At 41.5% G+C, this 25,771-nt stretch carries 28 protein-coding genes; 7 read left to right on the top strand and 21 right to left on the bottom strand.

Annotation, left to right across the window (positions count from 1 at the left end; all coding sequences use genetic code 11):
• Positions 1-143: 143 nt before the first annotated feature.
• The 3 genes from BCV39_RS16490 to rsuA form a co-directional block, all read right to left on the bottom strand.
• The gene (locus tag BCV39_RS16490; protein WP_010441495.1) at positions 144-803 is read right to left on the bottom strand and encodes a DUF2913 family protein; all 660 of its coding nucleotides are present in this window, start codon (positions 801-803) and stop codon (positions 144-146) included.
• Positions 803-2,020: a Bcr/CflA family multidrug efflux MFS transporter gene (locus tag BCV39_RS16485; protein WP_048664779.1), complete on the bottom strand. Its 1,218-nt coding sequence runs from the start codon at positions 2,018-2,020 to the stop codon at positions 803-805. Before BCV39_RS16485 ends, BCV39_RS16490 begins: the two co-directional genes overlap by 1 nt.
• 176 nt (positions 2,021-2,196) lie before the next feature.
• A complete protein-coding gene (rsuA, locus tag BCV39_RS16480; protein WP_017060380.1) occupies positions 2,197-2,892 on the bottom strand; it encodes a 16S rRNA pseudouridine(516) synthase RsuA in 696 nt (231 codons plus the stop codon).
• Positions 2,893-2,989: 97 nt separating this feature from the next.
• Here rsuA and BCV39_RS16475 point away from each other — a divergent pair, with 97 nt between their 5' ends.
• The 4 genes from BCV39_RS16475 (at position 2,990) to BCV39_RS16460 (ending at position 7,506) form a co-directional block, all read left to right on the top strand.
• Complete coding sequence (locus tag BCV39_RS16475) at positions 2,990-4,732, top strand: DEAD/DEAH box helicase (RefSeq protein WP_048658388.1); 1,743 nt, start codon at positions 2,990-2,992, stop codon at positions 4,730-4,732.
• Between the two features lie 180 nt (positions 4,733-4,912).
• On the top strand, positions 4,913-5,311 hold the full coding sequence (locus BCV39_RS16470; RefSeq protein ID WP_048658387.1) for a membrane protein: 399 nt from the start codon (positions 4,913-4,915) through the stop codon (positions 5,309-5,311).
• Between the two features lie 61 nt (positions 5,312-5,372).
• On the top strand, positions 5,373-6,032 hold the full coding sequence (locus BCV39_RS16465) for a response regulator transcription factor (RefSeq protein WP_017060377.1): 660 nt from the start codon (positions 5,373-5,375) through the stop codon (positions 6,030-6,032).
• A 127-nt stretch (positions 6,033-6,159) separates the two neighbouring features.
• Complete coding sequence (locus tag BCV39_RS16460; protein WP_055318564.1) at positions 6,160-7,506, top strand: ATP-binding protein; 1,347 nt, start codon at positions 6,160-6,162, stop codon at positions 7,504-7,506.
• Between the two features lie 77 nt (positions 7,507-7,583).
• Here the strand turns inward: BCV39_RS16460 and BCV39_RS16455 are convergent, their stop codons facing one another.
• Both BCV39_RS16455 and BCV39_RS16450 read right to left on the bottom strand, forming a co-directional pair.
• Positions 7,584-8,891 (bottom strand): LssY C-terminal domain-containing protein, encoded by a 1,308-nt coding sequence (locus tag BCV39_RS16455; RefSeq protein ID WP_102431418.1) that lies wholly within the window; start codon positions 8,889-8,891, stop codon positions 7,584-7,586.
• A 14-nt stretch (positions 8,892-8,905) separates the two neighbouring features.
• Positions 8,906-9,634, bottom strand: a complete 729-nt coding sequence (locus tag BCV39_RS16450; protein ID WP_017079049.1) for a glycosyltransferase — start codon at positions 9,632-9,634, stop codon at positions 8,906-8,908.
• 369 nt (positions 9,635-10,003) lie between these two features.
• On the opposite strand from BCV39_RS16450, the gene rplY reads away from it, so the two are divergent.
• Positions 10,004-10,282, top strand: coding sequence for a 50S ribosomal protein L25 (gene rplY / locus BCV39_RS16445; protein WP_048658383.1), 279 nt, complete (start codon positions 10,004-10,006; stop codon positions 10,280-10,282).
• A gap of 1,184 nt (positions 10,283-11,466) precedes the next feature.
• On the opposite strand, the gene BCV39_RS16440 is transcribed toward rplY, so the two are convergent.
• The 5 genes from BCV39_RS16440 to BCV39_RS16415 all read right to left on the bottom strand — a co-directional run bounded on the left by BCV39_RS16440 (position 11,467) and on the right by BCV39_RS16415 (position 16,430).
• Complete coding sequence (locus tag BCV39_RS16440) at positions 11,467-11,793, bottom strand: hypothetical protein (RefSeq protein WP_102431419.1); 327 nt, start codon at positions 11,791-11,793, stop codon at positions 11,467-11,469.
• A gap of 65 nt (positions 11,794-11,858) precedes the next feature.
• Positions 11,859-12,401 carry a HEPN domain-containing protein gene (locus tag BCV39_RS16435; protein ID WP_016788809.1) on the bottom strand — a complete coding sequence of 181 codons (543 nt, stop codon included), beginning with the start codon at positions 12,399-12,401 and terminating at the stop codon, positions 11,859-11,861.
• A gap of 591 nt (positions 12,402-12,992) precedes the next feature.
• Positions 12,993-14,173, bottom strand: a protein-coding gene (locus tag BCV39_RS16425) for an IS3-like element ISVisp1 family transposase (protein ID WP_102431421.1) whose coding sequence is annotated in 2 segments (ribosomal slippage) — positions 12,993-13,888 and positions 13,888-14,173 — 1,182 coding nt in all. Because the reading frame shifts where the segments join, the coding sequence is not laid out codon by codon here.
• Positions 14,174-14,248: 75 nt separating this feature from the next.
• Positions 14,249-15,460 (bottom strand): toll/interleukin-1 receptor domain-containing protein, encoded by a 1,212-nt coding sequence (locus BCV39_RS16420; protein ID WP_102431422.1) that lies wholly within the window; start codon positions 15,458-15,460, stop codon positions 14,249-14,251.
• Between the two features lie 148 nt (positions 15,461-15,608).
• Entirely contained in the window at positions 15,609-16,430 is an 822-nt protein-coding gene (locus BCV39_RS16415) for a toll/interleukin-1 receptor domain-containing protein (protein WP_102431423.1), read from the bottom strand.
• Positions 16,431-16,772: 342 nt separating this feature from the next.
• Between BCV39_RS16415 and BCV39_RS23195 the strand changes: the two genes are divergently transcribed.
• Positions 16,773-17,729, top strand: coding sequence for an IS110 family transposase (locus BCV39_RS23195; RefSeq protein ID WP_198591293.1), 957 nt, complete (start codon positions 16,773-16,775; stop codon positions 17,727-17,729).
• 90 nt (positions 17,730-17,819) lie between these two features.
• On the top strand, positions 17,820-18,344 hold the full coding sequence (locus BCV39_RS16405) for a hypothetical protein (protein ID WP_102431425.1): 525 nt from the start codon (positions 17,820-17,822) through the stop codon (positions 18,342-18,344).
• Between the two features lie 139 nt (positions 18,345-18,483).
• Here BCV39_RS16405 and BCV39_RS16400 read toward each other — a convergent pair whose 3' ends face one another.
• The 11 genes from BCV39_RS16400 to BCV39_RS16330 all read right to left on the bottom strand — a co-directional run bounded on the left by BCV39_RS16400 (position 18,484) and on the right by BCV39_RS16330 (position 25,576).
• The gene (locus BCV39_RS16400; RefSeq protein WP_102431426.1) at positions 18,484-18,780 is read right to left on the bottom strand and encodes a hypothetical protein; all 297 of its coding nucleotides are present in this window, start codon (positions 18,778-18,780) and stop codon (positions 18,484-18,486) included.
• A gap of 196 nt (positions 18,781-18,976) precedes the next feature.
• Positions 18,977-19,348: a DUF4440 domain-containing protein gene (locus tag BCV39_RS16395; protein WP_102431427.1), complete on the bottom strand. Its 372-nt coding sequence runs from the start codon at positions 19,346-19,348 to the stop codon at positions 18,977-18,979.
• A 153-nt stretch (positions 19,349-19,501) separates the two neighbouring features.
• Positions 19,502-20,494, bottom strand: coding sequence for a hypothetical protein (locus BCV39_RS16390; RefSeq protein WP_102431428.1), 993 nt, complete (start codon positions 20,492-20,494; stop codon positions 19,502-19,504).
• Positions 20,495-21,117: 623 nt separating this feature from the next.
• Positions 21,118-21,564 (bottom strand): hypothetical protein, encoded by a 447-nt coding sequence (locus BCV39_RS16375; RefSeq protein ID WP_102431431.1) that lies wholly within the window; start codon positions 21,562-21,564, stop codon positions 21,118-21,120.
• Between the two features lie 156 nt (positions 21,565-21,720).
• Positions 21,721-22,167, bottom strand: coding sequence for a DUF4262 domain-containing protein (locus BCV39_RS16365; RefSeq protein ID WP_102431433.1), 447 nt, complete (start codon positions 22,165-22,167; stop codon positions 21,721-21,723).
• A gap of 134 nt (positions 22,168-22,301) precedes the next feature.
• Positions 22,302-22,928 carry a DUF6037 family protein gene (locus BCV39_RS16360; protein WP_102431434.1) on the bottom strand — a complete coding sequence of 209 codons (627 nt, stop codon included), beginning with the start codon at positions 22,926-22,928 and terminating at the stop codon, positions 22,302-22,304.
• Between the two features lie 206 nt (positions 22,929-23,134).
• Positions 23,135-23,473 carry a hypothetical protein gene (locus BCV39_RS16355; RefSeq protein ID WP_102431435.1) on the bottom strand — a complete coding sequence of 113 codons (339 nt, stop codon included), beginning with the start codon at positions 23,471-23,473 and terminating at the stop codon, positions 23,135-23,137.
• A gap of 137 nt (positions 23,474-23,610) precedes the next feature.
• Entirely contained in the window at positions 23,611-24,207 is a 597-nt protein-coding gene (locus BCV39_RS16350) for a hypothetical protein (RefSeq protein WP_133146464.1), read from the bottom strand.
• Between the two features lie 142 nt (positions 24,208-24,349).
• Complete coding sequence (locus BCV39_RS16340) at positions 24,350-24,754, bottom strand: hypothetical protein (RefSeq protein WP_102431438.1); 405 nt, start codon at positions 24,752-24,754, stop codon at positions 24,350-24,352.
• Positions 24,755-24,894: 140 nt separating this feature from the next.
• A complete protein-coding gene (locus BCV39_RS16335) occupies positions 24,895-25,179 on the bottom strand; it encodes an antibiotic biosynthesis monooxygenase (RefSeq protein WP_102431439.1) in 285 nt (94 codons plus the stop codon).
• Between the two features lie 10 nt (positions 25,180-25,189).
• The gene (locus tag BCV39_RS16330; RefSeq protein WP_102431440.1) at positions 25,190-25,576 is read right to left on the bottom strand and encodes a tautomerase family protein; all 387 of its coding nucleotides are present in this window, start codon (positions 25,574-25,576) and stop codon (positions 25,190-25,192) included.
• Between the last annotated feature and the right edge of the window lie 195 nt (positions 25,577-25,771).

The following is a 25,771-nucleotide window of genomic DNA, read 5'->3' as shown; positions in this document are numbered from 1 at the left end:
AAAGACTAAAAGCAGATACGAGATTCGAGTGTCAAGATGCGAAAAGACTTAACAGAAAATTTGCGACACGCGCTATGAGAGGCAAAAAAAAGAGCGGATAATTCCGCTCTTCGTATCTCTCATCTCGTATCCCGAATCCGCTACTAGCCAATAACGCTAATCGGGATCTCAGCCAGTTGGTTGCCTTGGTTAGCAGGGTAAACGATGTATTCACCGTGATACTTCACTGCAGACTTATAGTCCGTCACTTTGTGAAGCATGAAGCCTGCTTCCATCGCTGCTTGAATAAACTCAGCGTGGTTGCCACGAACAAACCAGTTCATTGGCTTAACCATTAACTCACCATCGAAAGAGTCGTCACACTGTTTGCCACACAAGGCAAAAGAGTGCTCACCATCGGTGAAGAACTGAATCTTGCCGCCAGTCGTTAGCTCGTCTTCACTCGATACGCTCCAACCCATCTCGTACATTTTGTCCATGAACGCTTCAACATCACTGTCTTTTAGCGCTTTAGGCTCTTCGCCTTCAGGGAAAAAACGTCCGTAGAACGCAGAAATACGTTTAAAGGTAAAAGTTAAATCAGAGTTGTTGCCTTTTGAGCGACCCTGCTTCTGCCAACGAACTAAGTCAGGCACAATCACGCGATCATACGCTTGAGATTTAATCGCTTTTGTTACCCAGCGAACAAGGTAAAGATTGTTCGCGATAGGTGCGTCAATGGCTTTGCCAGACTTATGTAGAGCATATAGCTCGCCTAACGCATCGTTCACTAACTTCTGAATTTCAATATAGTATTTTGACATTATGCCTTCTTTCCTAATGTCCAATATAGTAATGCTGACAGTACTGCACACGCAGCCATTACCATAGCCATAGACCCTGCACTGTCACTTGGTAGCATCGCAACGATCGCACCAACGACAGAACCAGTACCAAATCTTAATGTTCCTGCAAGCGATGAAGCCGTTCCTGCCATGTTCGGATAACCACTCAACAGCAGCCCCATAGAATTACTGCCAATAGTAGAAATGGTCCCAATAAATAGCATCACAAACGGCACAATTCCCCAAAGCCCGAGATCCAATGCCCAACCGACAAGTAAACCTACGCCAGCCAGTAATTGGATGACCAGCGCTGCCCTCAACATTGTATGAGAACCGACCTTCTTAACGATTCGACCATTGATTGTCGTCATCAGAATCATCGCAACAATGTTCAGACCAAATAGGTAACCAAACAGGTCAGGACGTACGCCATAGACATCAATGTAGACAAAAGAGCCTGCGGTTAAGAATGCGAACATCCCAGAGAACGAGAACGCACCAGAGAAAATCAGCCCCATAGCGGTCGGGTTTCTACATAAACGAGCGTAATTACGAATCGTGGTTTTAAAGCGCAATGGTTGACGATTGTCGACAGGCAGTGTCTCAGGAATTTTGACTATCACCGCGAGAATCACAATCACTGCAAAAATCGCCAATACCCAAAAAATTGAACGCCAACCGAACCACAACGCTAAATAACCACCAATCATAGGCGCGATAAGCGGTGCAACCGTCATTACTAAGGTAACGAACGACATGGTTCTTGCGAAATCTTCACGGTCAAACATGTCACGTACAACGGCTTGAATTATTACCGCTGCCGCTGCACCTGCGAAGCCTTGAGCGGTACGAACTAGTGTTAGTGCTTCAATACCATGAGTAGTGGCACTCACAACAGACGCGATCGCAAAGAAGAATACACCAATCAATAGGACAGGCTTGCGACCATAACTGTCGGCTAACGGACCATGTAACAACTGACCGAGTGCAAAACCTGCGGTATACGCTGTAAGTGTGATCTGCACTTCACCCGCTGTCACGCCAAGATCTTTGGCGATCGTTGGCATAGCGGGCAGGTACATATCAATGGCGAGTGGTGTCAGTGCACCAATCGCACCCAGAACCAAAAATAGCATCCAACCTAACTGAGGAGTTTGTGGTTGTGAGCTTGGTGTCTGTTGGGTAGATGTTTGCATAACTCTCCGACTAAGTACTAGGTTCTATGTGAGCACGAGCATCCACACAGTGATACACGAATACGCACAGTGATACACAAACATGCGTACAGCAATAATGGCTGAAACTGTCCTAGTACCAGTCAAAATAATCAGCCGACGCTATCCTTGGTCGGCTACATCTTCGATAGAAAGGGTTACTTCCAGATCGAGTCGACTTCTTCTTGTGTTAGGTAACGGTATTCACCTAACTCTAAAGATTCGTCCATCTCAATTTCGCCAATACGTTCACGGTGCAGTGCTTCTACTTTGTTCCCAAGTGCTGCAAACATACGTTTAACTTGGTGGTATTTGCCTTCGTGAATCGTTAGCAGCACTTCACGCTCTGCACGAACTTCTAGGTGTGCAGGAAGTGTTAGGCCATCTTCGCTCTTAAGCTGGATGCCCTCTTTGAATTTCTCAACGTAATCGTCTTCAACAGGTTCAACCAACCACACACGGTACGTCTTCTCGCACTTGTGCTTTGGCGAAGTGATACGGTGAGACCACTTACCATCGTCGGTAATCAACACAAGACCTGTTGTATCGATATCTAAACGGCCAGCAAAGTGCAGCTTGTCCATTTTGATTTCATCGAGTAGTTCAAACGCGATACGATTTGCGCCATCTTCATGCGAGCAAACAAAGCCTTCTGGCTTATAAAGCATGATGTAACGTGGGCCATGAACATTCAATTCATTGCCTTGCCATTCCACGACACACTCTTCAGTTACTTTGAGTGAACCGCTTTTTTGAATGACATCATTAACTGTCACTGCCTTGGATTTTAATAAGTGTGTTGCTTCTCTTCGAGTGACGCCTAATGCATCGCACAGAAATTTATCTAAACGCATGAATACCTCAACTAATCTAAGTCGGGTATTATAGTCACCTTTGCTCAATTAGTTGAGCTATTTCACACTATTTGTTTTCCTTCTTACAAGACGCGATATGTATACACTCCGCCCGTACCAAGCTGATTCTGTAAAATCAGTGATTCATTACTTCAGAAAACACCAAACTCCGGCTGTGCTCGTGCTTCCGACTGGTGCAGGAAAAAGCCTTGTAATTGCAGAGTTGGCAAGGCTTGCGAAAGGTCGAGTGTTGGTACTTGCTCACGTAAAAGAGTTGGTTGAACAGAACCATGAAAAGTATGAAGGCTATGGGTTAAAAGGCTCGATTTTCTCTGCGGGTTTAGGCCGTAAAGAGACAGACCAACAAGTGGTCTTCGCATCCGTTCAATCTGTGGTTCGAAATCTCGATTCATTCTCTAACCAATTTTCACTGTTGGTGATCGATGAATGTCACCGTGTTCCCGATGAAAAGACCAGTAGCTATCAAAAAGTCATCACTCACTTGCGCGAGAATAATTCGGGTATCAAGGTGCTTGGCCTAACCGCGACCCCTTATCGTCTTGGTATGGGTTGGCTTTACCAGTATCACACCCGAGGCCAAGTACGATCTGAAGAACCCAGGTTTTTCAGAGATTGTATTTTCGAACTGCCGATTCGTTACCTACTCGACGAAGGTTTCTTAACTCCAGCGCGCATGATAGATGCGCCCGTATTGAGCTACGACTTTTCACAGTTAAAGCCAGCAAGCACTGGTCGCTACAAAGAAGCAGAGCTTGATATGGTGATCGAGCAGTCGAAACGCGCGACCCCGCAGATTGTCGACCAGATAATTGAACTGGCCCAAGACAAGCTAGGCATCATGGTATTTGCCGCCACAGTTCGACACGCGCAAGAGATTCTCGGCTTATTACCAGAAGGTGAAGCATCGATTGTGATTGGCGATACGCCAACACTCGAACGTGACCAAATCATCAATGATTTCAAAGAGCGTAAAATCAAATTCTTGGTCAATGTATCGGTATTAACCACAGGCTTTGATGCGCCACATGTCGATTTAATCGCAATTTTACGCCCTACCGAATCCATCAGTTTGTATCAACAAATCGTCGGCCGTGGCTTACGCCTATCCCCAGGTAAGAAAGAGTGTCTGGTGCTCGACTATGCGGGTAATAGTTACGACCTTTACCAACCTGAGGTCGGCGATCCAAAACCCGATTCAGACAGTGAAATCATCACCATCCCTTGCCCGGCGTGCGGCTTCAATAATAACTTTTGGGGCAAACTAGACAGCAATGGCTTCTTGCTTGAGCACTTTGGTCGTAAATGCCAAGGCTACTTTACCGATGAAGACACGGGCGAACGCGAACACTGTAACTATCGTTTCCGAGCGAAATACTGTGGTGAATGCGGCGCTGACAACGACATTGCCGCACGCATTTGTCATGAGTGTGATGCAACTTTAGTTGACCCAGACAAAAAGCTTAAGGAAGCGTTAAACCTAAAAGATGCGTTGGTGTTTGAGTGTTTAGAAATGGACTTGAACGTACTTAAGGACGACAAAGGTAAATCACAACTTAAAGTCACCTATCGCGGTGAAAACCAAGCGCAAGTGCATGAGTTTTGGTCATTAACCACCAAGAAACAGAAGCAGAACTTCAAAGACCAGTTTGTTCGCCCTCACCTAGCAGACAGACATCGCCCTTTTGAAGAAGCATCACCATCGAAAGTGGTTGCTCACCAACATAGGTTCCGCCCACCTCAGTTCGTGATTGCACGTAAAGTCGGACGCTTTTGGAAAATGAGAGACAAGATATTCGAAGACGAATTACAGCAGCGTTAAAGTTAAGAATAAAGGTAAGTATTACGTTCTTAACACTCGGCAGTTAGTGTTATGTATTAAAGCCTACGCCATTTAAGCGTTAAGTTTTTCGGTATCAAATTCTCATTATTAATCAGGTTCACTTTCTGTTCAGAATTACTTTTTTATACTGAACGCTATCAACCTTCTCTAGGATTCGCTATGTTTAGTAAAGCTATGATTTCTTTGTTTTCTATAAGCTTAGGCTTATTTGTTTCTACTGGCGCATGGGCTGACTCACATCATAATGGTCATGAATTAGTGCAGGACGTTCATAAAGCAGGAACCAGCATCGAATTTGAAGAAGATCAAGACGAAGTCTACGAAGCCGTACGAGAAGGCTACATTCGCCCTTTCTCAGAAATGTATGCCGCGGTTGAAAACGATCTTCATGGCAGAATCATAAAAGTAGAACTAGAAGAAGATGACGACATTTGGGTGTATGAACTAAAAATCAATTACCAAAACAACATCATCAAAGTCGAATACAACGCTGAGACGTTAGAAATGCTTATGATCAAAGGCCGCAACTTTAAAGACGCAATTAAACACGGCGACTAATTAAGTACGACGAATAGTTAAGCACGACGAACAGTCATTACAAGAATTAAGAAGAACAATTATGAAAATTTTAGTCGTTGAAGACGAACCTCGTTTGGGCCAACAAATTATTGAAACACTTGAGGGAGCCGACTGGGTTCCGGAGCTTTCTCAAGATGGTATCGACGCACTCTACCGCGCAACGTCAGAAGAGTGGGACGCGATTGTCCTCGATTTAGGTTTACCTAAGCTTGACGGCCTAACCGTATTAAAAGGCATTCGAGACGAAAACATCAACACACCTGTGATTATCTTAAGTGCTCGTGACACACTAACCCAACGTGTTGAGGGCTTAAACGCAGGTGCTGATGACTATCTAACTAAGCCATTTGAGATGGTCGAGCTGATTGCCCGTATTCGTGCTCAACTGCGCCGAGCGTCAGGCAGTGCTGCCCCTATACTTCAAATCGGAGACCTAAGCCTAGACACACGCAGTTCTAAAGTATTATGGCAAGGCCAAGCGGTTAGCCTAACCGCACTAGAATATAAAGTTGTCGCGTACTTCATGCATAACCAAAACAAGGTTATCTCGCGTACAGAACTGGTTGAACACATCTATAAACAAGACTTCGACCGTGACTCAAACACAGTTGAGGTGTTCATTGGTCGTATTCGCAAAAAAATCGCACCAAAGATCATTAAAACTGTTCGTGGCCTTGGCTACCAACTGAATGCTGAATAGCGCCCTATCTAATTACACTATAAGCAACCGTCAACAAAACTCAGTGTAATAGCCAATTAAATGGACAGCCTGTTCTGATCGTCGCAATACTGATAAGTCACGATGAGCAAAGGCAGGCTAGAAATGCATGAATCTAAAGAAACGAACACTTAAAAACATCAGTCTAAAAAGCCGCTTGCTCCTCGCTGCGGCTTTTTGGCTAGGTGCGATGATATTAGCGGCAGGTGTAGGGATTCCGAAACTTGTTAACGACTACCTCGTCGATGATATGAAGCAGCAGCTTGGCTTAACCATGGATGAATTAACCGCCAATATCGAAACCAATGACAATGGCAATTTGATCATGGCAGAGCGTCTGTCTGATCCTAGGTTCAACCAGCCCTACAGTGGTATTTATTGGCGTGCCGCTACCCAAGAACAGATCATTCGATCTCGCTCGCTATGGGATAAAGACCTCACCATTAAGCGTTCGCCGATTCACACATCAGTCAAAGGGCCTGAGAAAGAAAAGCTGATTTACATCGAGCAGGATATCTACCTGCCTGAACTGAGCGACCCTGTCACGATTACTATTGGTATTGATGAAGATCCGCTAGAATCCACACTGACCGAGCTTACTGGCCAAGTCTGGTTAATCCTAATGCTGTTGTTTGTTGGCGTGCTTATGTTGATCGGCATACAAGTCAGTTGGTCGCTGCTACCGCTCAGTAAAATGCAGCGCGAACTGGTGATGCTAAGAAACGGCGAGCAGCAAGGGCTAAGCGATAACTACCCGAAAGAAGTTTCGCCATTAGTATCAGACCTCAATGCTCTTCTTTTTCATTACCAAGAATTACTGGAACGAGCTCGTAACCACGCTGGAAACCTATCTCACGCATTAAAAACGCCGCTGTCGGTTCTGAAAAATGAGATAGAACGACTTCCTGAGGATGACAAGGCACTGCTACAACAGCCTATTCATCAGATTCAAAGCCAAATAGACTATCATCTTGGCCGTGCGCGCATGGCGGGTGCAATGAACATTCTTTCGGTGAAGTCTTCACCTTGTGAGCGTGTTGAAGCTATCTCAATGGCGTTTGATAAGGTGTACGCTGCCAACGAAATTACTATGATTAACGAGCTAGACTCAGAGATTGAAGTGGCGGTCGAAAAAACCGACCTTGATGAAATGGTCGGCAACTTACTAGAGAACAGTTACAAGTGGGCGAACAATATAATTCGTGTCCATGCAAATGAACTCGACGATGGCAACATTGAATTGGTGATTGAAGATGATGGCCAAGGCATTCCTGAAGAGAAGCTTCAGCAAGTGACCAAACGTGGTGTTCGACTTGATGAAACCACACCAGGAACAGGCTTGGGGCTTAACATCGTGAATGAAATGGCACACAGCTACCGAGGCAGCCTAACGCTCAGCAAAAGCTCAATGGGCGGCTTAAAAGCTTCTCTGGTGTTTAAACTAAGCAAAGGCTAACCACGTTCAGTAAAAGTTAAACGCAATAAGCCCTAGCGCAATGCTAGGGCTTAGTTCAATCGACCTTATATACGACCCTATATATCGTTCACAGCAACATCCAAAGCTTGCGATTCATCACTCAGGGTCGTTGATCCAATCATTAAAATCCTACCATCTGTATAATAGTCATGATCTTCATTAATCACTTCCACCGTTGCCAATGGGTACTTGTCTAGCTCGATGTCAGGTAGTGACATTCGTATCTGATTAGCGAGCCTATCTCGCTCTTCATCAACATTAGGGTCAATGTTATGAAGTACGGTCACAATGCCTGAGTAAGGCGTGACTTTAAGGCCATCGTCATAGCTAATTGCGCCTAACCACTGAGGCTGGTTAGTTTTAATATCAACACCTGCACGCCACCAGCGAATATGGCTGCGCTTCATCAGGTTACCCGGCAATTGAAACGCCATATCTTGTGGCTTATCTCGCCAATATAAATCAGACACAGGTGGCGTTTTGTCTCTAAGCAATGCGAGATAACCAGCCCATTCAATCTCATTTCGAGAGAATGTTTGATTCTCTATCCAGCCTAATTGCTTCATTAAGTCTCTTGGGGTTGCGCCAACATAAATGACGTTGATCGCTTGCGCTGAATAGAATGACGATTTGCCTGGGAATGCTTTATAGGTAACCGAATTCCAGTCGACTTTGTTTATTTGAGCCGTCTCTGGTTGATTCTGAAAGTCATCCGCTTTCCAAAAAAAGTGAGCGTAGTTTGCAAACAATACCCATGCCAATAACAGCGCACTCGACTTAAGTACCAAACGTCGCCACTTCATTCGATAACCAATAATGGTGAAAACCAATACCGCTAATACCCCGAGGATCAAACTATGATGCTCAGAGATAAATATCTTAAGGCTATTAAGCCACGGAAAGTTTTCAACGCCGTGTGCCAGTAACATACCCCAAGCAACAAACTGTCCGCCACCAAGGGCCAAGCCGATAACGGCTAATACACTGAAGTTGCGCCACGGTACACGATGCGAGCCAGCTATAAATGGCACAACCCAAGCAATAGGCCCTAATAAACGAGCCAAAAGAATGATGTACGTGCCTTTGCGAGCAACCAGATAGCGGCAGCGCGCAATTAATCTTTTGGTTTTAGGACGAAACTTAATGAGCCTTCGTTGCGCCTTAGCACCGTATTTATAACCAATGAAATAACTGAGTTGGTCACCAAGCAAACCACCTAGCATCACCAAAACCAACGCCATCCATGCACCTGAATACAGCTGAAAGCCCGCTGCGATAAAAAAGGGCTCTCCGGGTACAAATAGGTTTGGGCCAATGAGAGCATCACCCAATGCTCCCAGAAAAAGCCCTAGTCCATCAAACATAACAACCTCAATGCTTACTGTTCTTTGTAGTGACCAAACTTGTAGTTCATCTCGTTGTTACGCATTTCGCCTTTAAAAAAGCGTCTTACATTGGCTTTAAGATAAGTAGAGCCTGTCTTCACAACGCCATCTTGGTCTAAACGACGTGGGTCAAAGCCAAAAGTCATATTCAGGAATCTAAATCGCCATGTTTTGCTCGCACGTTTTACGTAGTCACAGTCTTCACACAGTACGATCTCTTCATCGAAACCGCCGATCTCATCATGCGCTCGTTTCGTCGAGAAAATACACGCGCCAATCGCCGTTGGGAAAAAGAACTGGGTAGTAAACAAGCCTGCGTTAAATAGCCCGTAACCAAACTTGTGCACAAGCGGCAGACCTTTCGAACTCATGTACACTCCGGCCACTTCAAGCTTCTTCTCTTCTAGCTCGTAAAGCGCTTTCGCAAGGAAATTTCGAGGCAAGCTCACATCAGCATCTAAGAAAAGGATCCTGTTGTATTGCGCCAATGACGCACCTGTGTTTCGGCCAAGGCTCACACCACGATTTTCCATATGATGAACAGTTAATTTTGGCAACGCGTTTTCATAAGCTTGTGCCACTTCTCTTGTGTTATCTTCACTGTTCGAGTCGACAACAATTACTTCAAACTCTTGGTGGGTTTGCACGCTCAGCTCTTCCATTAAGCGGCTAATGCGTTTCTCTTCGTTTAGCGTAATTACGACAATGCTTACCGGTTCCATATTTTCACCTATTCATTCTGCTGTTTAATTAACACTAAGATTAACGAACCAAGCCTTAACCAAGTCTTAGGCAAACATTCATTTTCCGTTCATTAACTTGATGATTTAGCAGTGATATAAATAGATGAGAGTGGTGCTGTAAAAGGGGTTAAAATACGCGAAACAAGCGTTAGCGAACGTTTTATCTCCAAATGAACCCATTATCTAAGGAAATTCACTTTGAGATGGGCTTCTTACTTGCTCATATTGGAATGTGATGTTAGTATCCGCGCTCGCTTAAGCATGAACTCGTTTGTGTCTAAGCATTACCACACACTCAAGGTCGCATTGAGGTGTGAAGTTAATTTTTACTAATTTGAGAGTAAAACTATGAAATTTGAAGCAGTAGTACGTACTGAACTAGGTAAAGGTGCGAGCCGCCGCCTACGTCACGCTGGTAAATTCCCAGCTGTAATCTACGGTGGCGAAGCTGAAGCTGTAGCTATCGAACTTGTTCACGCTGAAGTGATCAACCAAATGGATAAGCCTGAATTCTACGAAGCAATCACTCTACTGATTGACGGCGCAGAAGTTAAGGTTAAGCCACAAGACGTTCAACGTCACGCGTTCAAGCCAAAAGTTGAGCACATGGACTTCATCCGTATCTAATTCCCTACCAAGGAATAAGATTGGATTAATCCAGCCTTCTGCATAGAAAAGATAATCGATCTTACCAGTCGAGAAATCTAGAAATTCGAAACCCCGATGCTACCAACATCGGGGTTTCACCGTTTTTGAGCCCTCAAAAACGTCGTAAATCTCGCGCAATACACTGAAAATAATCAACTTTCCTCTTCCCCACTTTATCCCGTTCTTGCTTGGGTGGATTAAGGGTGGACGAAAGGTGGACTTATACAGTAGTTTTTCTAACAGTAAGACTAGACCGCTTTTTCGCTAGGTTCAACACACGACTCAAACAAAAAGACAAAACCGACTAGCATCTAGAATGTTACTTGTATGGCCTTGTACGCATTTCTAAACGAATAGAGTAATCTAGAATAAGAACTACTCCTTTGGCATAACTCGCTAGCGCTGAGAGCCGTCTACTTATATTCATGTATATTGGATTGGGCTTTACCACCACGTAATACACTCCAGGCTAATCAAACAACACTAAAAGGCGATCTAGAAAACACTTCTAGCCTTTCGTTCATTCTTAACACCACCTTCCAGCTTAATCACTACAACTCTCATTTAATGACATAACACGCTTAAACTAACCATTAGCCAATAAACCTACTAATCCAGTATTAAAACTTTAAAGGCCTATAGGCATTCACTGATCCGCACAGTCACTTTTCAAAACATAACACTCGACTTCCCTGACCAAAAATCACGGATTCGGAATCCGAATAATTAATAGAACGTCTATACAAACCAAAAATATTGAAGAATTTGGGTCCAAGAATTTGTGATGTTGGGGCTCTGGTCGCATCACAAGCATAAACTCCCGCAACCCCCACCCTCATGCACTCTAGGTGACACTTTCAGTTCACCTAGAGTGCACGGATTTAAAGGGCTAACGAGAGATTTTATTGACAAAGTAACGTTGACACTTTTTTGGAAAAAATCTCAATCCAGATTCTAGTGCTAATGCTTAAAAATCAACGGCGTTTTGAAGGAGAAAAAAACGAGTAACTCTAAGATTTTCAATACAACTCGTATAATAAAACTCGTAAAAGTGAGGTTGCCGAAGCAGAATTGTAGCGGATATCCGAATTCGCGAATAAAAAGGAGTAATATTGAGATGGTTGCAGCTATGAAAAAGAAGCGGCCTGATTAGCTAACTTTCCTTAGGCTCTTCTTTCTAGAATACTCGTAATGTCTTTTTTGAGTTCCTCTGAAAGGCATTCGAATTGTTCTGGTGCAACTAAACCTTCCTCGCACATTTGCATGAGCTGGATAAATGCACGGTTTCGAGAATGGCCATCAAAAATAAGCTTCATTTGCTTTTGAGATTCTTTGGAGTGCTGGCACATAAAATTGAACCTTTCCCCTACAGGTTCTGATTCATCAGTAATCGCTTTTATGGTTTCATCTAGTTGACGAGTACAAAACCGTTGCGCAGCTTCGCTCTTTATTTCGCAAAAGATTTTCCAATCAGACTCTTTGATATTCATATCGACCTCCATAAAGTGTTACTTCTTAGGGTAGAACATGGCGCCATAGTCGTTTGTTACATGAATTATATCGCCAATAGTTTCCTATCGGTTACTTCAACTAACTCTCGAAAAAAACGTATGCACTTGTCTAGCTCCTCACGCTTCACTATATGAGAAGACTGTTTATCAATTTGTGCTCTATGGACCGCTTCACCACGCTTTCTAAGCCAAGAGTTTAACGCAGTTCTTGAATCTTTTGCTGTGTGAAAGTTACCCCAAACCCAACTTTCAGTAACGTCTATACCGAAAAACTCTTGGAATAGATCCTTAGTTTTCTTAGAGTCTGGATTATTGAAAACTTTAAGATGATCATGCAATCGCCCTGTTATTATGCTGCCAACCTGAGAACCCATAACCATTCCATATTTAGCATTAATTAATTCGGAAGCTATATCTTCAACATACGTCTCCCAAGCAGTCAAAGTCATGATCAAAGTTGCTCGTTTTAGCACCTCTGGTGGACGCATACCACTATCACAGTGATTCATCGAATCATAACAGGCTATTAACTCTTCTGAATCTGAAAGGGCTAACTCAAATTCCTTTCTTGCTTGAGACATATACATATATCCTCCTTATTCATATAACGCCGCGTTAAGTAGTGAGCAACGATACCACCTAGCCTAAACCATTGCCCCGTGAACACAAAAACTGACTTGAATTGTAAATACCAAGCGTTGAAAATCTGCCTAAAACGCTTTGTTATATGCGTGGTCAAGGAAACCGTTCAATCCATTGCTTAAGATAAATCAGTGTCACAACACCAAAAAGAACACGAGTCATTAGCTTTAGTCGTTGAGTCATTTGGGGATGTTTCACCCAAACAAGTTCAAACAATGCATAACTAAAAACTAGACCTAATACCCATAATATATTGTATAAGTTCAAGATTGTTCCCTTAACGTAGTTCAATACAAACTAGTTCATTAGTTATCAATAATATCTAGTATGCAAACGAGATCCTGAGCGTTGAGGGAAAGATCAAATAATCAACCAGAATTACTGCTTATTATGTCAATAGCATAGCCCAATTAAGGGGTGAACAACGCCTTCACCCAAACTAAAACATTGTGCCATAAACACTAAATTTGAATTAGATGCAAAATGCCGAGCGTTGTGAATGATCTTCACCCGATAAAATGGACACCCTATTCTCTTTAACCCGTCACGACTTCATACTCATGTGGGGTTCGATATCCGAGACTTGAGTGCAGTCTATAACGGTTATAAAAATGCTGGATATAACCGGCAAGTTTATCTCTAAGCTGCTTCTCACTTTTAAAACTATTTTTCCTAATTATGTCGCCTTTGAGCGTATGGAAGAATGACTCCACCTCCGCATTATCGGTGCAATGACCTGGACGATTCATACTTGGGACAATTCCATTTTTTGATGATAAAGCTTGAACTTCATGGGCTCGATATTCAGAGCCTCTGTCGGTATGAAACAATAAGTGCTCTTGTGGCTTTCGATTTCTAATGGCCATTCTCAACGAACTCATCGTTAGCTGTGTACTCTTCTTACTACCAAGCGACCAACCGACGATTTTACGTGAGTAAAGGTCGATAACGACGGCTAGATACATCCAACGTTTACCTTGCTTTATATACGTTAGATCTCCAGACCATTGTTGATTAACTGCCGTTGGTTTTGGTGTGTCTTTTTTAATATTCTTAATCGATTGATAGAACCGATGTAGCTTGGCCATTTTCATGTAAATGCGATAACTTCGTGCTCTTAGCCCTTGCTCTCTCATGATCCGAGCCACACGCTTGCGGCTAACCAAAACGCCTTGGCGCCTCAGTTCTGCATGAACTCGTGGGCTGCCGTAAGTCTCTCGACTCTGGGTAAACACTTTAATTATACGCTTCTTCAAAGCATGCTCTTCTTGATCGTAGCGGCTTGGCTCTCTATCAAGCCATGCGTAGTAACCCGACTTAGAAACAGATAGAAAACGGCACATCAATACAATGGAATAACGCGTTTTGTAATGGGCTATGAATCGGAATTTTGTCGATTTTCTTGGGCAACGAATCGTTGCCACTTTTTTAGCAAGTCATTCTCGAGCTTAAGTTGTTCATTCTGACGTTCGAGCTCTGCAATCCGACTAGACTCAGTTTTCTGGCTCGGGATCTGAGTCCTTTTCTTACGTTTATCTTCCATAATAACCCCTTCTCTATAGTCCTTTCGCCATTTAGAAAGCATATAAGGGTGGATATCTAATGATAGCGCCACGCTTTTAACTGTAGCTCCTTCTCGAAGCGAAAGTCGGACAGCAGTTACCTTAAATTCCGTAAGATATTGTTGAGTTTTTTTACCTGATTTATAAGCTGGCATAAACACCTCCAATTACTATTGAAGGTGTCCACTAGATCGGGTCAACTACAGAATCCGTCTTAAACGCTTGTTAGGCTAATTTGGAATAATATTCTCATACACACCGATAGAATCAGGCTTTTTAATCCTTAAAGTTGATAGCAAACGTACTAAGTTCCTTTCATAGTTTTCGGGATTCGAAAAATCACCTATGACGCGATCATTCAATTCCTGACCAACTTCCGTAGACTTGAACTGTTCTGAGAATACAAAACCGTCCGTTGCCAAAGGTAATATACGGCTTGAACCACCTTCTCTAGCTTCTTTGGCTAAAGCTTGCTCAATCTCATTTAAGACACCATTACGCGATAGAGATTGTTCTGAGCATATAAGAATCACACGGTCGTACTTGCCTATGTTTTGCCTCATCATCTGATGTAATTTTTGACCAAACTCAGCATCATCTTCGAAAAACCAAGTTTGTACTCCATTTCGATTTAAGTCAGACTTTAGCATTCTTGCAAAGTCTGCATCTGGACCGCCATAACTAATAAATACTTTTTGCATAAGCTTAAACAACATCTCCGGATCTAATGTTTTAACCGAGTCTATTAAATAGAGACTAACCAACTCTGGCATCCCTGTAGATATTAAGAAATCGCTTAACTGTGGTTGGGATAGCGAACGTGCGACAGACTTCCAATCAACATAAGAACTACTAACCTCATTCTGATTATTGCTACAAAATGGTTCTAGATCTATGTCCAACAGCTTCGTGTCATAAAAGCTACAGTCTGACACCTCGCCATAGTCAAATGAACATGCTTCAAAAGTAACTCCTGTTAAATCACAGCTTACAAATTTTGAATCTAAAAGCCATGTGTCCTTGAAGATACTTGATTCGAGTTCAGACTCCGAAAATCTACAGCGATCTAATTTAGCTTCAGTAAAATTGCAGCGAGTAACGCGAGAATCATGGAATATTGCACAACTCAGATTTGACTCACTAAAATCAACATCAGGTAAATTTGCATCCGTGAAATCACAGTGGTTTAACTCGGCTTTATGTAAAGTGGCATTGCAAAAATTGCAACCAGTTAAATTTGACCCATGCAAATCTGCGCCACATAAATTCAAATTCGAGAAATCAAAATTAGATAAGTCTTGATTTGATAATGTTAACCCTTGAAAGTAGCGTTCACCTTTTTCAATTCGAGCACGCAGTTCCTCCACTGTCTTCGGACTTGTCTCATCCTGATATATTAAATGGGGGTTATCTACATACTTAAAATACTCTTGGATATCCAATTTTACCTACCAAATTTGATTAATTAGCCTAACGCCGCATTAAGGTGTGAGCAACGCTACCACGAAACTTAACCAAACCACCGTAAACACAAAACCCAACGATGGAATGAAAAATGCCACGTGTTGGGAATCACTCTTAAATGCTTTGTTATAGCTCAAAGAACGCCCTAAAGGCTGGTATAAGCTCATTAGCAACCAGCGATGGCGTCAAGTCATTCTCTAAACGCAGATATTTTTTATTCCTAATGAAACGGGGAAGCTCGCTATGTTCAACGTCTGGGAACACAACCGAGATGGGTAGAACTTTGTCTCCCTCACTAACTCGAGACAAAAAAGATTCCATTTCTTCTTCACACCACTTAGAAGATAGAAAATTCTTAGTAATGAAAAAAATAACAGCTCCAGAGTCGTCAATGCCATTCATAACAGCCTTGACTATAGATTCACCATACGAAATATCAATTTTATCATACCAAGTTGCCAACCCATGCCTGCTCAAATAAGGAATCAATTCTTCTACAAAAGGTTTATCTTTAGAAGAGTGACTTAAAAAAACTGGCAAATCTGAACCTATTGGACCCATTGGTATTCTACTAGAAACAAACTTGCGGTCATGGAACTGAAAAACAATATTAGCCAAATTATCCACATCTTCGGAACTAGGCACTTCTACTGAATTAAATCTCTTTCTCATAGATAGTTCGATCATTTGACTAAAAGTAATATCAGTTCTCAAACGCGCCCCGATTGAAGATAACTTTTCTTTCATTGATTCTATTTGTAAGTCTTCTGGTTCTTCATATCCAAGAACAACAAAAAATTCTAACTGATACACATTATTATTTACAAAAAGAGTGCACATGCCTAGTTGATATGGGTTTTGGCGATCAAGTAGTTCTTTTAGAACTTCTAAGGTCGACTGTCTATCTCCATAGTCACATTGCCATACGAAATCTCTATGATTTAACACTAATCTCTCCTTGAGCGATAACGCCGCGTTAAGTAGTGAGCGACGCCGACCACCTTACTTAAGCCATTGTGCCGTAAACACTAAATTCAAAGCAAACCAAAAATGCCAAGCATTGCGAATCTGTCTTAAACGCTTGTATGGATAATAAGCACTCCAATCGGGTAATGTGAGACCCAGGCTTTAGCTGCAACTAAAGCTTTCTATGTCGCAGTTCGTTTAAACGCTGGCTCCTCTATCGAGAGACCGATAACAAACATGAACGCTACATAGGACTTCAAGCATAAACCTCGAATAGTCGACTGGGTCTCGAACCCGCATTACGCAAGTATGAGTTAGCTTATTATGAATACCAAAATCAATCAAAGCATCAACGTTGGAGTTGATACCGGCAAAACACAATTAGACATCCACATCAGACCACTAGACCTATTTTTCTCAGTAGAGAACAATGATAAAGGCATCAAAAAAGCACTCAAAACGATTAAGAGTCACAGTCCTGAACGAATCGTTATTGAAGCAACAGGCCGATTAGAAATGCCTTTTGTTCTTGCATGTGCAGAAGCTCAATTACCTATTGTCGGAACAAACCCTGTCCATATAAAACGATTCGCTGGTGCTATTGGCCGCAGAGCGAAAAATGATCGTTTAGATGCAGAATTGATCGCCCACCATGGAGAAGCAATCAAGCCAGCTCTCACTGTCATAAAACCAAAAAACATACGCCTAATGAGTGACTTAGTCATTCGCCGAAACCAGTTGTTATCCATTCAAACCATGGAAAAGAACCGAATCCAGATACTTCCCGCTTCTCTCCATCCGACTATCAAACCGATGCTGACCACGATAAAAAATCAAATCACCAAGTTAGAAGAAAAGCTCGTTAAACTCATTAAAGATAGCCCTGAATACCAGGCTAAAAACACAATATTGCAGAGTGTCCCAGGAATAGGAAACATTGCCGCTGCATCAATAATTAGCAACGTACCTGAACTCGGTTACATCACGAATAAAAAGGCGGCATCACTGATTGGTGTCGCTCCAATCACACGCGAAAGTAGACGCTACAAAGGTAAGCGCGTGATCCAAGGCGGTCGAGCGCAAGTACGCACTGTGTTATATATGGCAATGATGTCAGCCATACAATGTAACCCTGTATTCAAAGTGACTTATGCTCGACTTTTAGCTGCAGGGAAACCTAAAAAAGTCGCAATAATCGCGTGTGTACGAAAGATGGTTGTGACCCTTAACTCTATGCTGAGAGATGGCGCCATGTGGAATGAAAATACAGCCAAAAACTAATCATTGACGCCATAGTCGTTTGTTATGTTGTCCAGCAGGATGCACGACCTCAACTATACTTTTTAAAGCAAACTTTAAGGAGCTATGGCTATGAAAATAGGTATTTCGATTTTATGTTTTTGGGGAATGATCAACTATGCATATGCTGAGCTCGAATTAACCTATGATAACTGGAAACCTATCGGGCAAACAATTATCGCCAACGCTAGTGCTGTCGAAATGGACATAAATAAGAAGTACCACTCCCTTAATCTTCTTGCCATTATGGAAATGGGCGTTTTACGTTTTGCGTATACAGAGGTATGGAATCATAAGAATATCAAGTGCCAGATAACTGAGTTCACTAAGTCAGAGAAATCTAATTTATTAGTCCGGAACACTTATTGGTTGGTTAACGACCAAAAAGTAAAAATGTTATCAGCGTGCGATCCTGACACTCCTATTGGCATTTCATATATTGCAAAAGATATGCAAAGCAACCTAGTATTATTCACTGAATTTGCTAGTTCAAAAGTAGAAACTGTAATGATAAAAAGCTTAGATGATGACTTTGAGTTAATGTTCTCGACTCAAAACTTCGCAGATGCTTTAGCCGAGATCCACAATCAAAACTGAATTGGCAACCTAACGCCCAATTAAGGGGCGAACAACGCCTCCACCCAACCTAACGAATAGTGCCATAACCACTAAATTTGAAGTAGAAGCGAAAGTGCCAAGTGTTGTGAATGCATCTTAAATTGCTTGTTATACGATTTTACTCAAGTGACTTCACTAACTCATGAAGTTCACTAATGCTGTAAGATTTATACTTATTGTAAAAATCTCTCGTATTAACAGAAGCATGAGACTCGTTGTTTATGCCAGCAACTGATTTGTAGTTGCAAATTTTTGCACTAATATTTCCGACTTCTAATCCAGACTTCAGTGATATTTCACGGGCATACTCACTTTGCTTACCTCTCGGAAACCCTTCACTTTTCAACTTTTTAAAAGCCTCTAAGCATCTGAGTTCGTTTAAATCATTCCACAACGAAGTATCTCTATAGCTCATAATGACCACCAACGTATTCTGACTGTTACCAATGAGAGTATAGGATGCTATGCACGCTATCGTATAACGCCCTGCTAAGGGGTGAGCAACGCAATACTGAAGCCGCCGCATACCGCCATTCAACGCATAGTAAAAATGCCACGCGTTGCGAATGTCTTAAACGCTTTGTTATATGCCAGTTTGCCCAAGCCTGATATTAGACCAATTCAAAAACTGGGCATGGAGTCCCTTGATGAAACTTCAGTTGCCAACAAGAGCCGTTAAAAGCCCAAATAGAGCAACGTTTGGCATAATCGCTAGTCTCGCCCGACGGTGCTACTAAAACTGACTCATATTTCAACAACTGAACCGATGGTTCAAGTTGGACACATTCATAGTTTTGCGAATGAATCCGAACCCCTGAAGGTTCTTCTGAACTCATCATTTCTATAATTGAAGCAAAGTCATAACTGGTACCTGATTTACCAACCTCAGAAAAGCGAGGATGAATCAGACGTTCGATATCTGGCAAGCTTTGACGTATTTCGTACTGATGAAGTTCGATTTCTTGCTCAATCAATATATCCATATATTCTCCAAATTCGATAAGGCATATAACGCCCTGTTAAGGGGTGAGCAACGCAATACAAAAGCCGCCGCATACCACCTTAATCACTTAAACCAACGCATAGTAAAAATGCCACGCGTTGCGAATCCCTCTTGAACAGTTTGTTATGAAAATTCACCTTGAACCACTATAGTCGCAGTGTTCTTCAACTAAGTTTTTTGGATAATTTCCTCTGCGAAGTTCATTACATTGGCGAGTCATTAGTTGCACCACTGAATTATTGGTTTCTTCTACATTGTAAAAGAGACTCAAATGCTCTTTCTGTTCAACCCCTGCATAACCAACATATTGTTTGTCATCAACAGCGACATCTATACCTAATATGATTGAATCCAGAGAGTAGTCGCTGAGGTTCTTATCGTTTTCATACGTTGCCGGAACGTTATAGAACTTGGCAGCCAACGGATTAAATACCGGCAAAAAGGTTTTCAAAATACCTTCAAGTACTTGTTCAGCTGGAGCACCTTTGAGTTGTTCTTCCGTAAGGTTCATAGAGCTAGTTAAAAGATACAAATTATAGTCAGGGTAATAGGCTAGCTCGCTAAAACAATATTTATCTGATTTGCTACATTTTGCGATTTCAAATATTTCGAATTGGTTTAACAGGACTTTATTTGGAATATCCAAGACGGATAGCTTCATATCAATGAACTTTGCATAGTTATTTCCTGATAACGAGGCGATTTTATTTTGCTCCCAAAATGAATGCTTGCTCTCGGATGCAGTAAGGGAGATTGAGTAAGAAATAGTTATTTTTCTATCAACAGGGTTGTGAGAAATGAGTTTCGCTTTAAAGAAACTTGTAGCTTTTTCAGAAATTGAGTAAAGCTGTCCGCTCCTAAGCGCTTGCGCGCTGATGTTTTTGTTGTCGTCCATATCTGATTTAACTTCACGCCCGGCTAATAGGTTATCTATTGCACGAGAGTTGAACGACAAGCTAGTACAATTAGATGAGTCTAGACATGACTTAATTGTTGATGCTGGATGGTAGTTCATAGAAACAGTGGAATTAGTCTCATCAACTTGAAATTCAGCCGCACTTGACTGGACGGACGTAAAAACTATTAGCATTGTGCCCAACACCGTCATCCATGGTAAATCTTTCATTAATGTATCCTAATTTTCATAACGCCCAATTAAGTAGCTGACAACGCTACCAATACACTCAAACTTAACACCGAAATCACTGAAGCTAAACCAAGCTAAAATTGCCAAGCGTTGACAGTCTGCTTAAATTGCTTGTTATATTAAAGCTGTAAACTAATTTATTGATTCAGCTGAGATGAGAGTAACAGTAACGAAAAAATCGCAAAGCTGTACCTGAGATCATTTCTCAACTTTATCAACCTATTATTGTTCAGGAGCTCCAAATCTTTACCAAAAAGCATCGGGACAAATAAGAACATACCAAAATGGAATACTACAAACGGTGGAGCACCTCTAGAGCGCCAATGTTCATGTTCCATTTCACACCATTCATCATAAAAATTCTTGCTAGATTTTATAAGTGGAAACAGTGAAACCAACACCGCGCAAACCATCAGAGTATTAAATAACTCACCCACATTAATCCCTTAATTTGAAAAATAATATAACGCCCAATTAACGTGTGAGCAGCGCATACACTGAACTTAAACACTGCGCCGTAAACACTACACTTAACCCGAAGTGAGAGCGCCAAGCGTTGCGAATCACTGTTGAATTATTTGTTAGGCTTAGTTCTTACTAAGTTAAAGCCCAAGCTCCTTAGCTAAGTGCCTTTTCGCATTTTTAATAGACCTAACTTCAGCACCCCAGGTTTTTCTTATCGTTTCTACCTTTTTCATTATAAGGTCCGTGTCTGGTTTTTCTCCCTCTAGAAGGGCTTGTAGCTCCTCTAATTGATTATTTCGGACAATCTTTTGGATAGAGTGATAGTTAGTTTTATGTGTTTCGTATAGCTGTACGATAGCTTTCGCCTCACCAACAATGTAATGCTCTCTTGTAGAGTAGGTATTGGAAATAGAGTTAGTTAACTGAAATAGGCTCTCAGTCAAAGACTTCTCAAACCGTCTGTTGAACATAAACTGACTATAGAAATAAGTAATAATGAGTGTGATAACCCATGTAATCAACCCAGCAACTACAGAGTTAAATAGAGACTCGTCTTCCAAAATAGTACTAATTACGCCTGACACATGAACCTCGTGATTGTGATGAAATTTAATCGGTAAGCCTAACGCCTTGTTAAGGTGTGAGACACGCAATACCTGAGCCTCCGCATATCACCTTAACCACTAAAATCAACGCATAGTAAAAATGCCACGCGTGACGAATCACTCTTGAACAATTTGTTAGTTTGCATATAGTTTAGGTAAAAACCATTTAAAATTTGCGGATGCTTCAGAATCCCAAGGCCAAACACCAGAAGTATCCGGATAGATGAACTGAAGGACTTTGAAATTATTGCCTTTGTAAAGCCAGTTAGCCCAACCAAAGTATTCAGCGTAGTATTCTGGACTTACTTCTTTGAAGGTTATATCAAATCCTTCAAGGAAGTCTGAATAGTATTCACCTGGCTTAAATATCTCACCAGCTTTAACCCTATTGTTGTATTCGTTTGCAATCCAATGTGCTACTTCTTGATTTAAACCGGTGATTATTATCTCTGGTTGACTGCTTGTTTTCTCTATACCAATTGAATAAGAGAATCCTGGGTACTCATCCTCTTCCATGATATGGAGAATATGACATCCGCACTGTTCTATATCTTTAAACGCTTTTTCTTCGTATTGATCCATAATCTACCTTTGTAAAACTAACGCCGCATTAAGGTGTGAGCGACGCTTGGCTACACTTGAGCGAAGCGAAACTGCCAAGCGTTGGGAATCACTCTTAAATGCTTTGTTATATTGAAACAAGTAGCTACAGCCACTTAAATGACCTTGGTCTTTCTTTGACTAAACTTCGTAAGTATTTGCTCATCGCTCTCTTCTTGGTTCGAGTCTGCTGAATAGAAAAAACTTACTGTTTGTTCATCTTTAAGTAACGAATAAAGAGTGGGTCTTAGCAATCTTGTTTTATTATCATTGAATTGTGTTCTTTTACCATCCCCACCATTTCTTCTAGCATCAAAGCAGTACAATCTATTTGGATCTTCACTATCACTTTCGGACAACGAACGTACCATCGAATCTTTTAAAAGATCAGGTTTATTTAAAGTAACTTGTTCTGGTATGAATTGAGCAAAGTATTCATTGAACTGCTTCAAGATATCACCAATGTTACTGCCATACTCAATACCAAAAAACTCCCTTAGCTCTTTCGGAGTAGTGTCAAAGCCAGCAGAGTTAACAGGGAAAGTTTTATTTATACTGGCATCATCTTGTCTTATAAACTCTGCTTTCATCAGAGCAAACTTGGGTTTTCGTTCATGCCTTTGATACAGTTTCGCTAAAACTATGTAGCTATAGCTCTTATACTTAAATGGAAAGGCTTCGATAACCCACCCCAAACTCTCCATATCTTCTTTGAGGAGCTTAAAACTAGCGAAAACACTCATCCTGATACCTAATCCAAATTCAATTTAACTATAAGTAATTTAAAGAGTTATCCATAATTTTACAAGTAGGGAGATTCCTTCACCCGGGTTAGTAAGTCAAATTCAATATAACGCCAAGCTAAGCTGTGAGTGAACGTGTGCCATGTTTGAGCGAAGCGAGTTCGGCACGCGTTTACGAATCAGACTTTAGCGCCTTGTTATATGTTTTACTTGCTAATATGCCAAGCCATTACAGCACTAACAATAAGAAAAAATATACCTATCAATCCGACATTAACTGAAAAACTTACTTTATTGTTTTCATCTTGAGAGTCATTGGTTCGGGACACAAGTTCACGATGAACCATTAACGACAAAAAGTCTTGATTAGCTGGATTGTTACCATCAAATGTAATGCCTGCCAATACAACGAGTAATACCCCGCTATATGCAATGTAGTCAACCAAGTCTATTGTAGATAGGTAATCAAAATAATTGCGAGAAATTAGCAGAGCTAACGAAATCACAACAAGATAAGCAAAAGTCCCTTTGAGAAAACCCTTCATTAAAACTCCCTGTACATATAACGCCGCATTAAGTGGTGAGCAACGCGACCACCCAAGCCTAAACCTTGCCACATTTAGCACTTAAGCTGACCTAGTCTGAAAGCGCCAAGCGTTGAGAATCCGTCTTAAATGCTTTGTTAAGTTTTGGCTTTAGAAATGCTGCGCAGGATGATATCCGCTTTCAGCACAATTAATTCGGTTCTACGACTGATTTTACCGACGATACTAACAAACCTTGGATACCAACGCCTTGATGTGGCGGTGACACTAAATAGTATTGCAACAACAATTACCAGAGGTATTGTAATCGGTAAAATAGCAAGCCCGAATATAAACTTAATCCCGTCCCCAAAACCCAACAGTACCTTGCCTAAAGTTAACCTTTGATCAAACTTGAAATTTCTCGTTATCACTTCTGTTAAAAGGTTAGTACCTATAGCCGCTGTAACAAAAGGAAATATGAATAAAAAGAGAGTACTTTTCTGGTCAAAGTCGTCAAACACTTCTTTAGACATTCGTTGAGATTCCACCCACCCCCCCGCTATCGATTTTATATTTTCTATGTACATGACAGCACCAGCAGACAAAACAATAAGTACTAAGCCAACCAAAAATACTGTCAGAGCATATGGGTTTTCTCCTGAAACCAATGATGCAATACCCATAGCTAAAAAAAGAAACATAACCCCGAATATAAGTTGCATCTCCAATGAAAACATGAAATCTAATTCCATTACTGAATACTACCTCTTAAAAACTTAACGCCTTGTTAAGGTGTGAGGCACGCAATACCGAAGCTTACGCATACCACCTTAACCACTAAAACCAACACATAGTAAAAATGCCACGCGTGCCGAATCACTCTTGAACAATTTGTTAGCCCTTTTTCAAAAGGTTAAGACTTGTATACGACAACCAAACCACCAAGATTGCCAGTAAATTTAGAGAAACTGTTACTTCATTAACATTCACACTTATCGGTACTTCAACTCCAAAAGAAAAGGCTAAGGAAAAGTTAGGAGTCTCTATGCCTATAATCTGAATTAAATAAAGAGCGATCATTAACTTAAATACCCAAAGCTTCTTTTTTAACAACCCGTAAAAACTAGACAAGTTCAAGCTTAGCATCACTAAAACAATTGCAAATGTGAGAAAAAGACTCGAAGAGCTCAATTGATTTACTTGGGCAAGCAAGGTAAATGGTAGAAACAGAGTAACTGCAACAGATATACCCTGCAAAAACAGCAAGAACTTTGTTCTTTTTAAATGATTTTCAAACAATTTTTTATTTTCTCCTTGAGGGCTAACGCCCAATTAAGGGGTGAGCCACGCGACCACATTACTACATTTGGACGCCGTAAACACTGAACTTGACCCGAACCAAAAATGCCAAGCGTGGGGAATCCCTCTTAAATTGTTTGTTATACGTTCAGTTCCTCGATACTGTAACTACGCTTTACATTAGTAGTCACCTGTCCCCAGTATGATGCCTTAACCCTTGCCTGATGCAGTTCAAACGCAGGTTTATCTGTGAACTCTTCGTACACATTAAACCGATTTAGGTTGTCGCTACATTGAGTTACTTCAAAGACTAGACAACCAGCCTCTTGTCGAGTTAACTCAATATGCGTATCAAGCGCTGTAGTCACAACCTCTAACTCGTTTTCTGGTATTTCAATGTACCCCGACAGAATTACTTTTCCCATTTCACCACCGTTACACGTTCACTTTATATGTTAAGTCAGTGACATCATCGCCTGTCATGCCACGGAAACCCCAACAATGAGGTGGTTGCTCTTTGATAGTGATTTCAATATCGACTGGTGAGATACCAAGTTGAGCTTCAATGTTGGTAAAGAGTGCTTTGATTAGGGCTTTCTTAGTTTCGACTTCACGACCTGCCATCATGTTTATTTCAATGACCGTATAGGCGTCTGTTCTGCCCTCTGGGTAGTAAAAGTCAGACTTATTGAGGGGAACAATTCTATGAGCACGTTTGCTTTCTGGAAGCCCTAACACCTCAGTCATAGATGCTTGAATTACATCAGATAGTTGAGCTTTGATCGGGTTCAAAAGCTCTTTGATTCCATATATTACTACCACCGTTCCTCCTTAGAACGTATAACGCCCAATTAAGGGGTGAGCAACGCTACCACCCAGCCTAAAGCATTGTGCCATAAACACTAAATTGAAAGTAGAACCAAAAAATGCCAAGCGTTGGGAATCCCTCTTAAATTGTTTGTTATGTTTGGGCTTCAAGGGATGCACATAACTCTATTTCACGACCTGCGACCAAGT

Source organism: Vibrio sp. 10N.286.55.E10 (assembly GCF_002872555.1).
Lineage (GTDB): Bacteria > Pseudomonadota > Gammaproteobacteria > Enterobacterales > Vibrionaceae > Vibrio > Vibrio crassostreae.
This window is presented reverse-complemented; position numbering and strand designations above follow the sequence as displayed.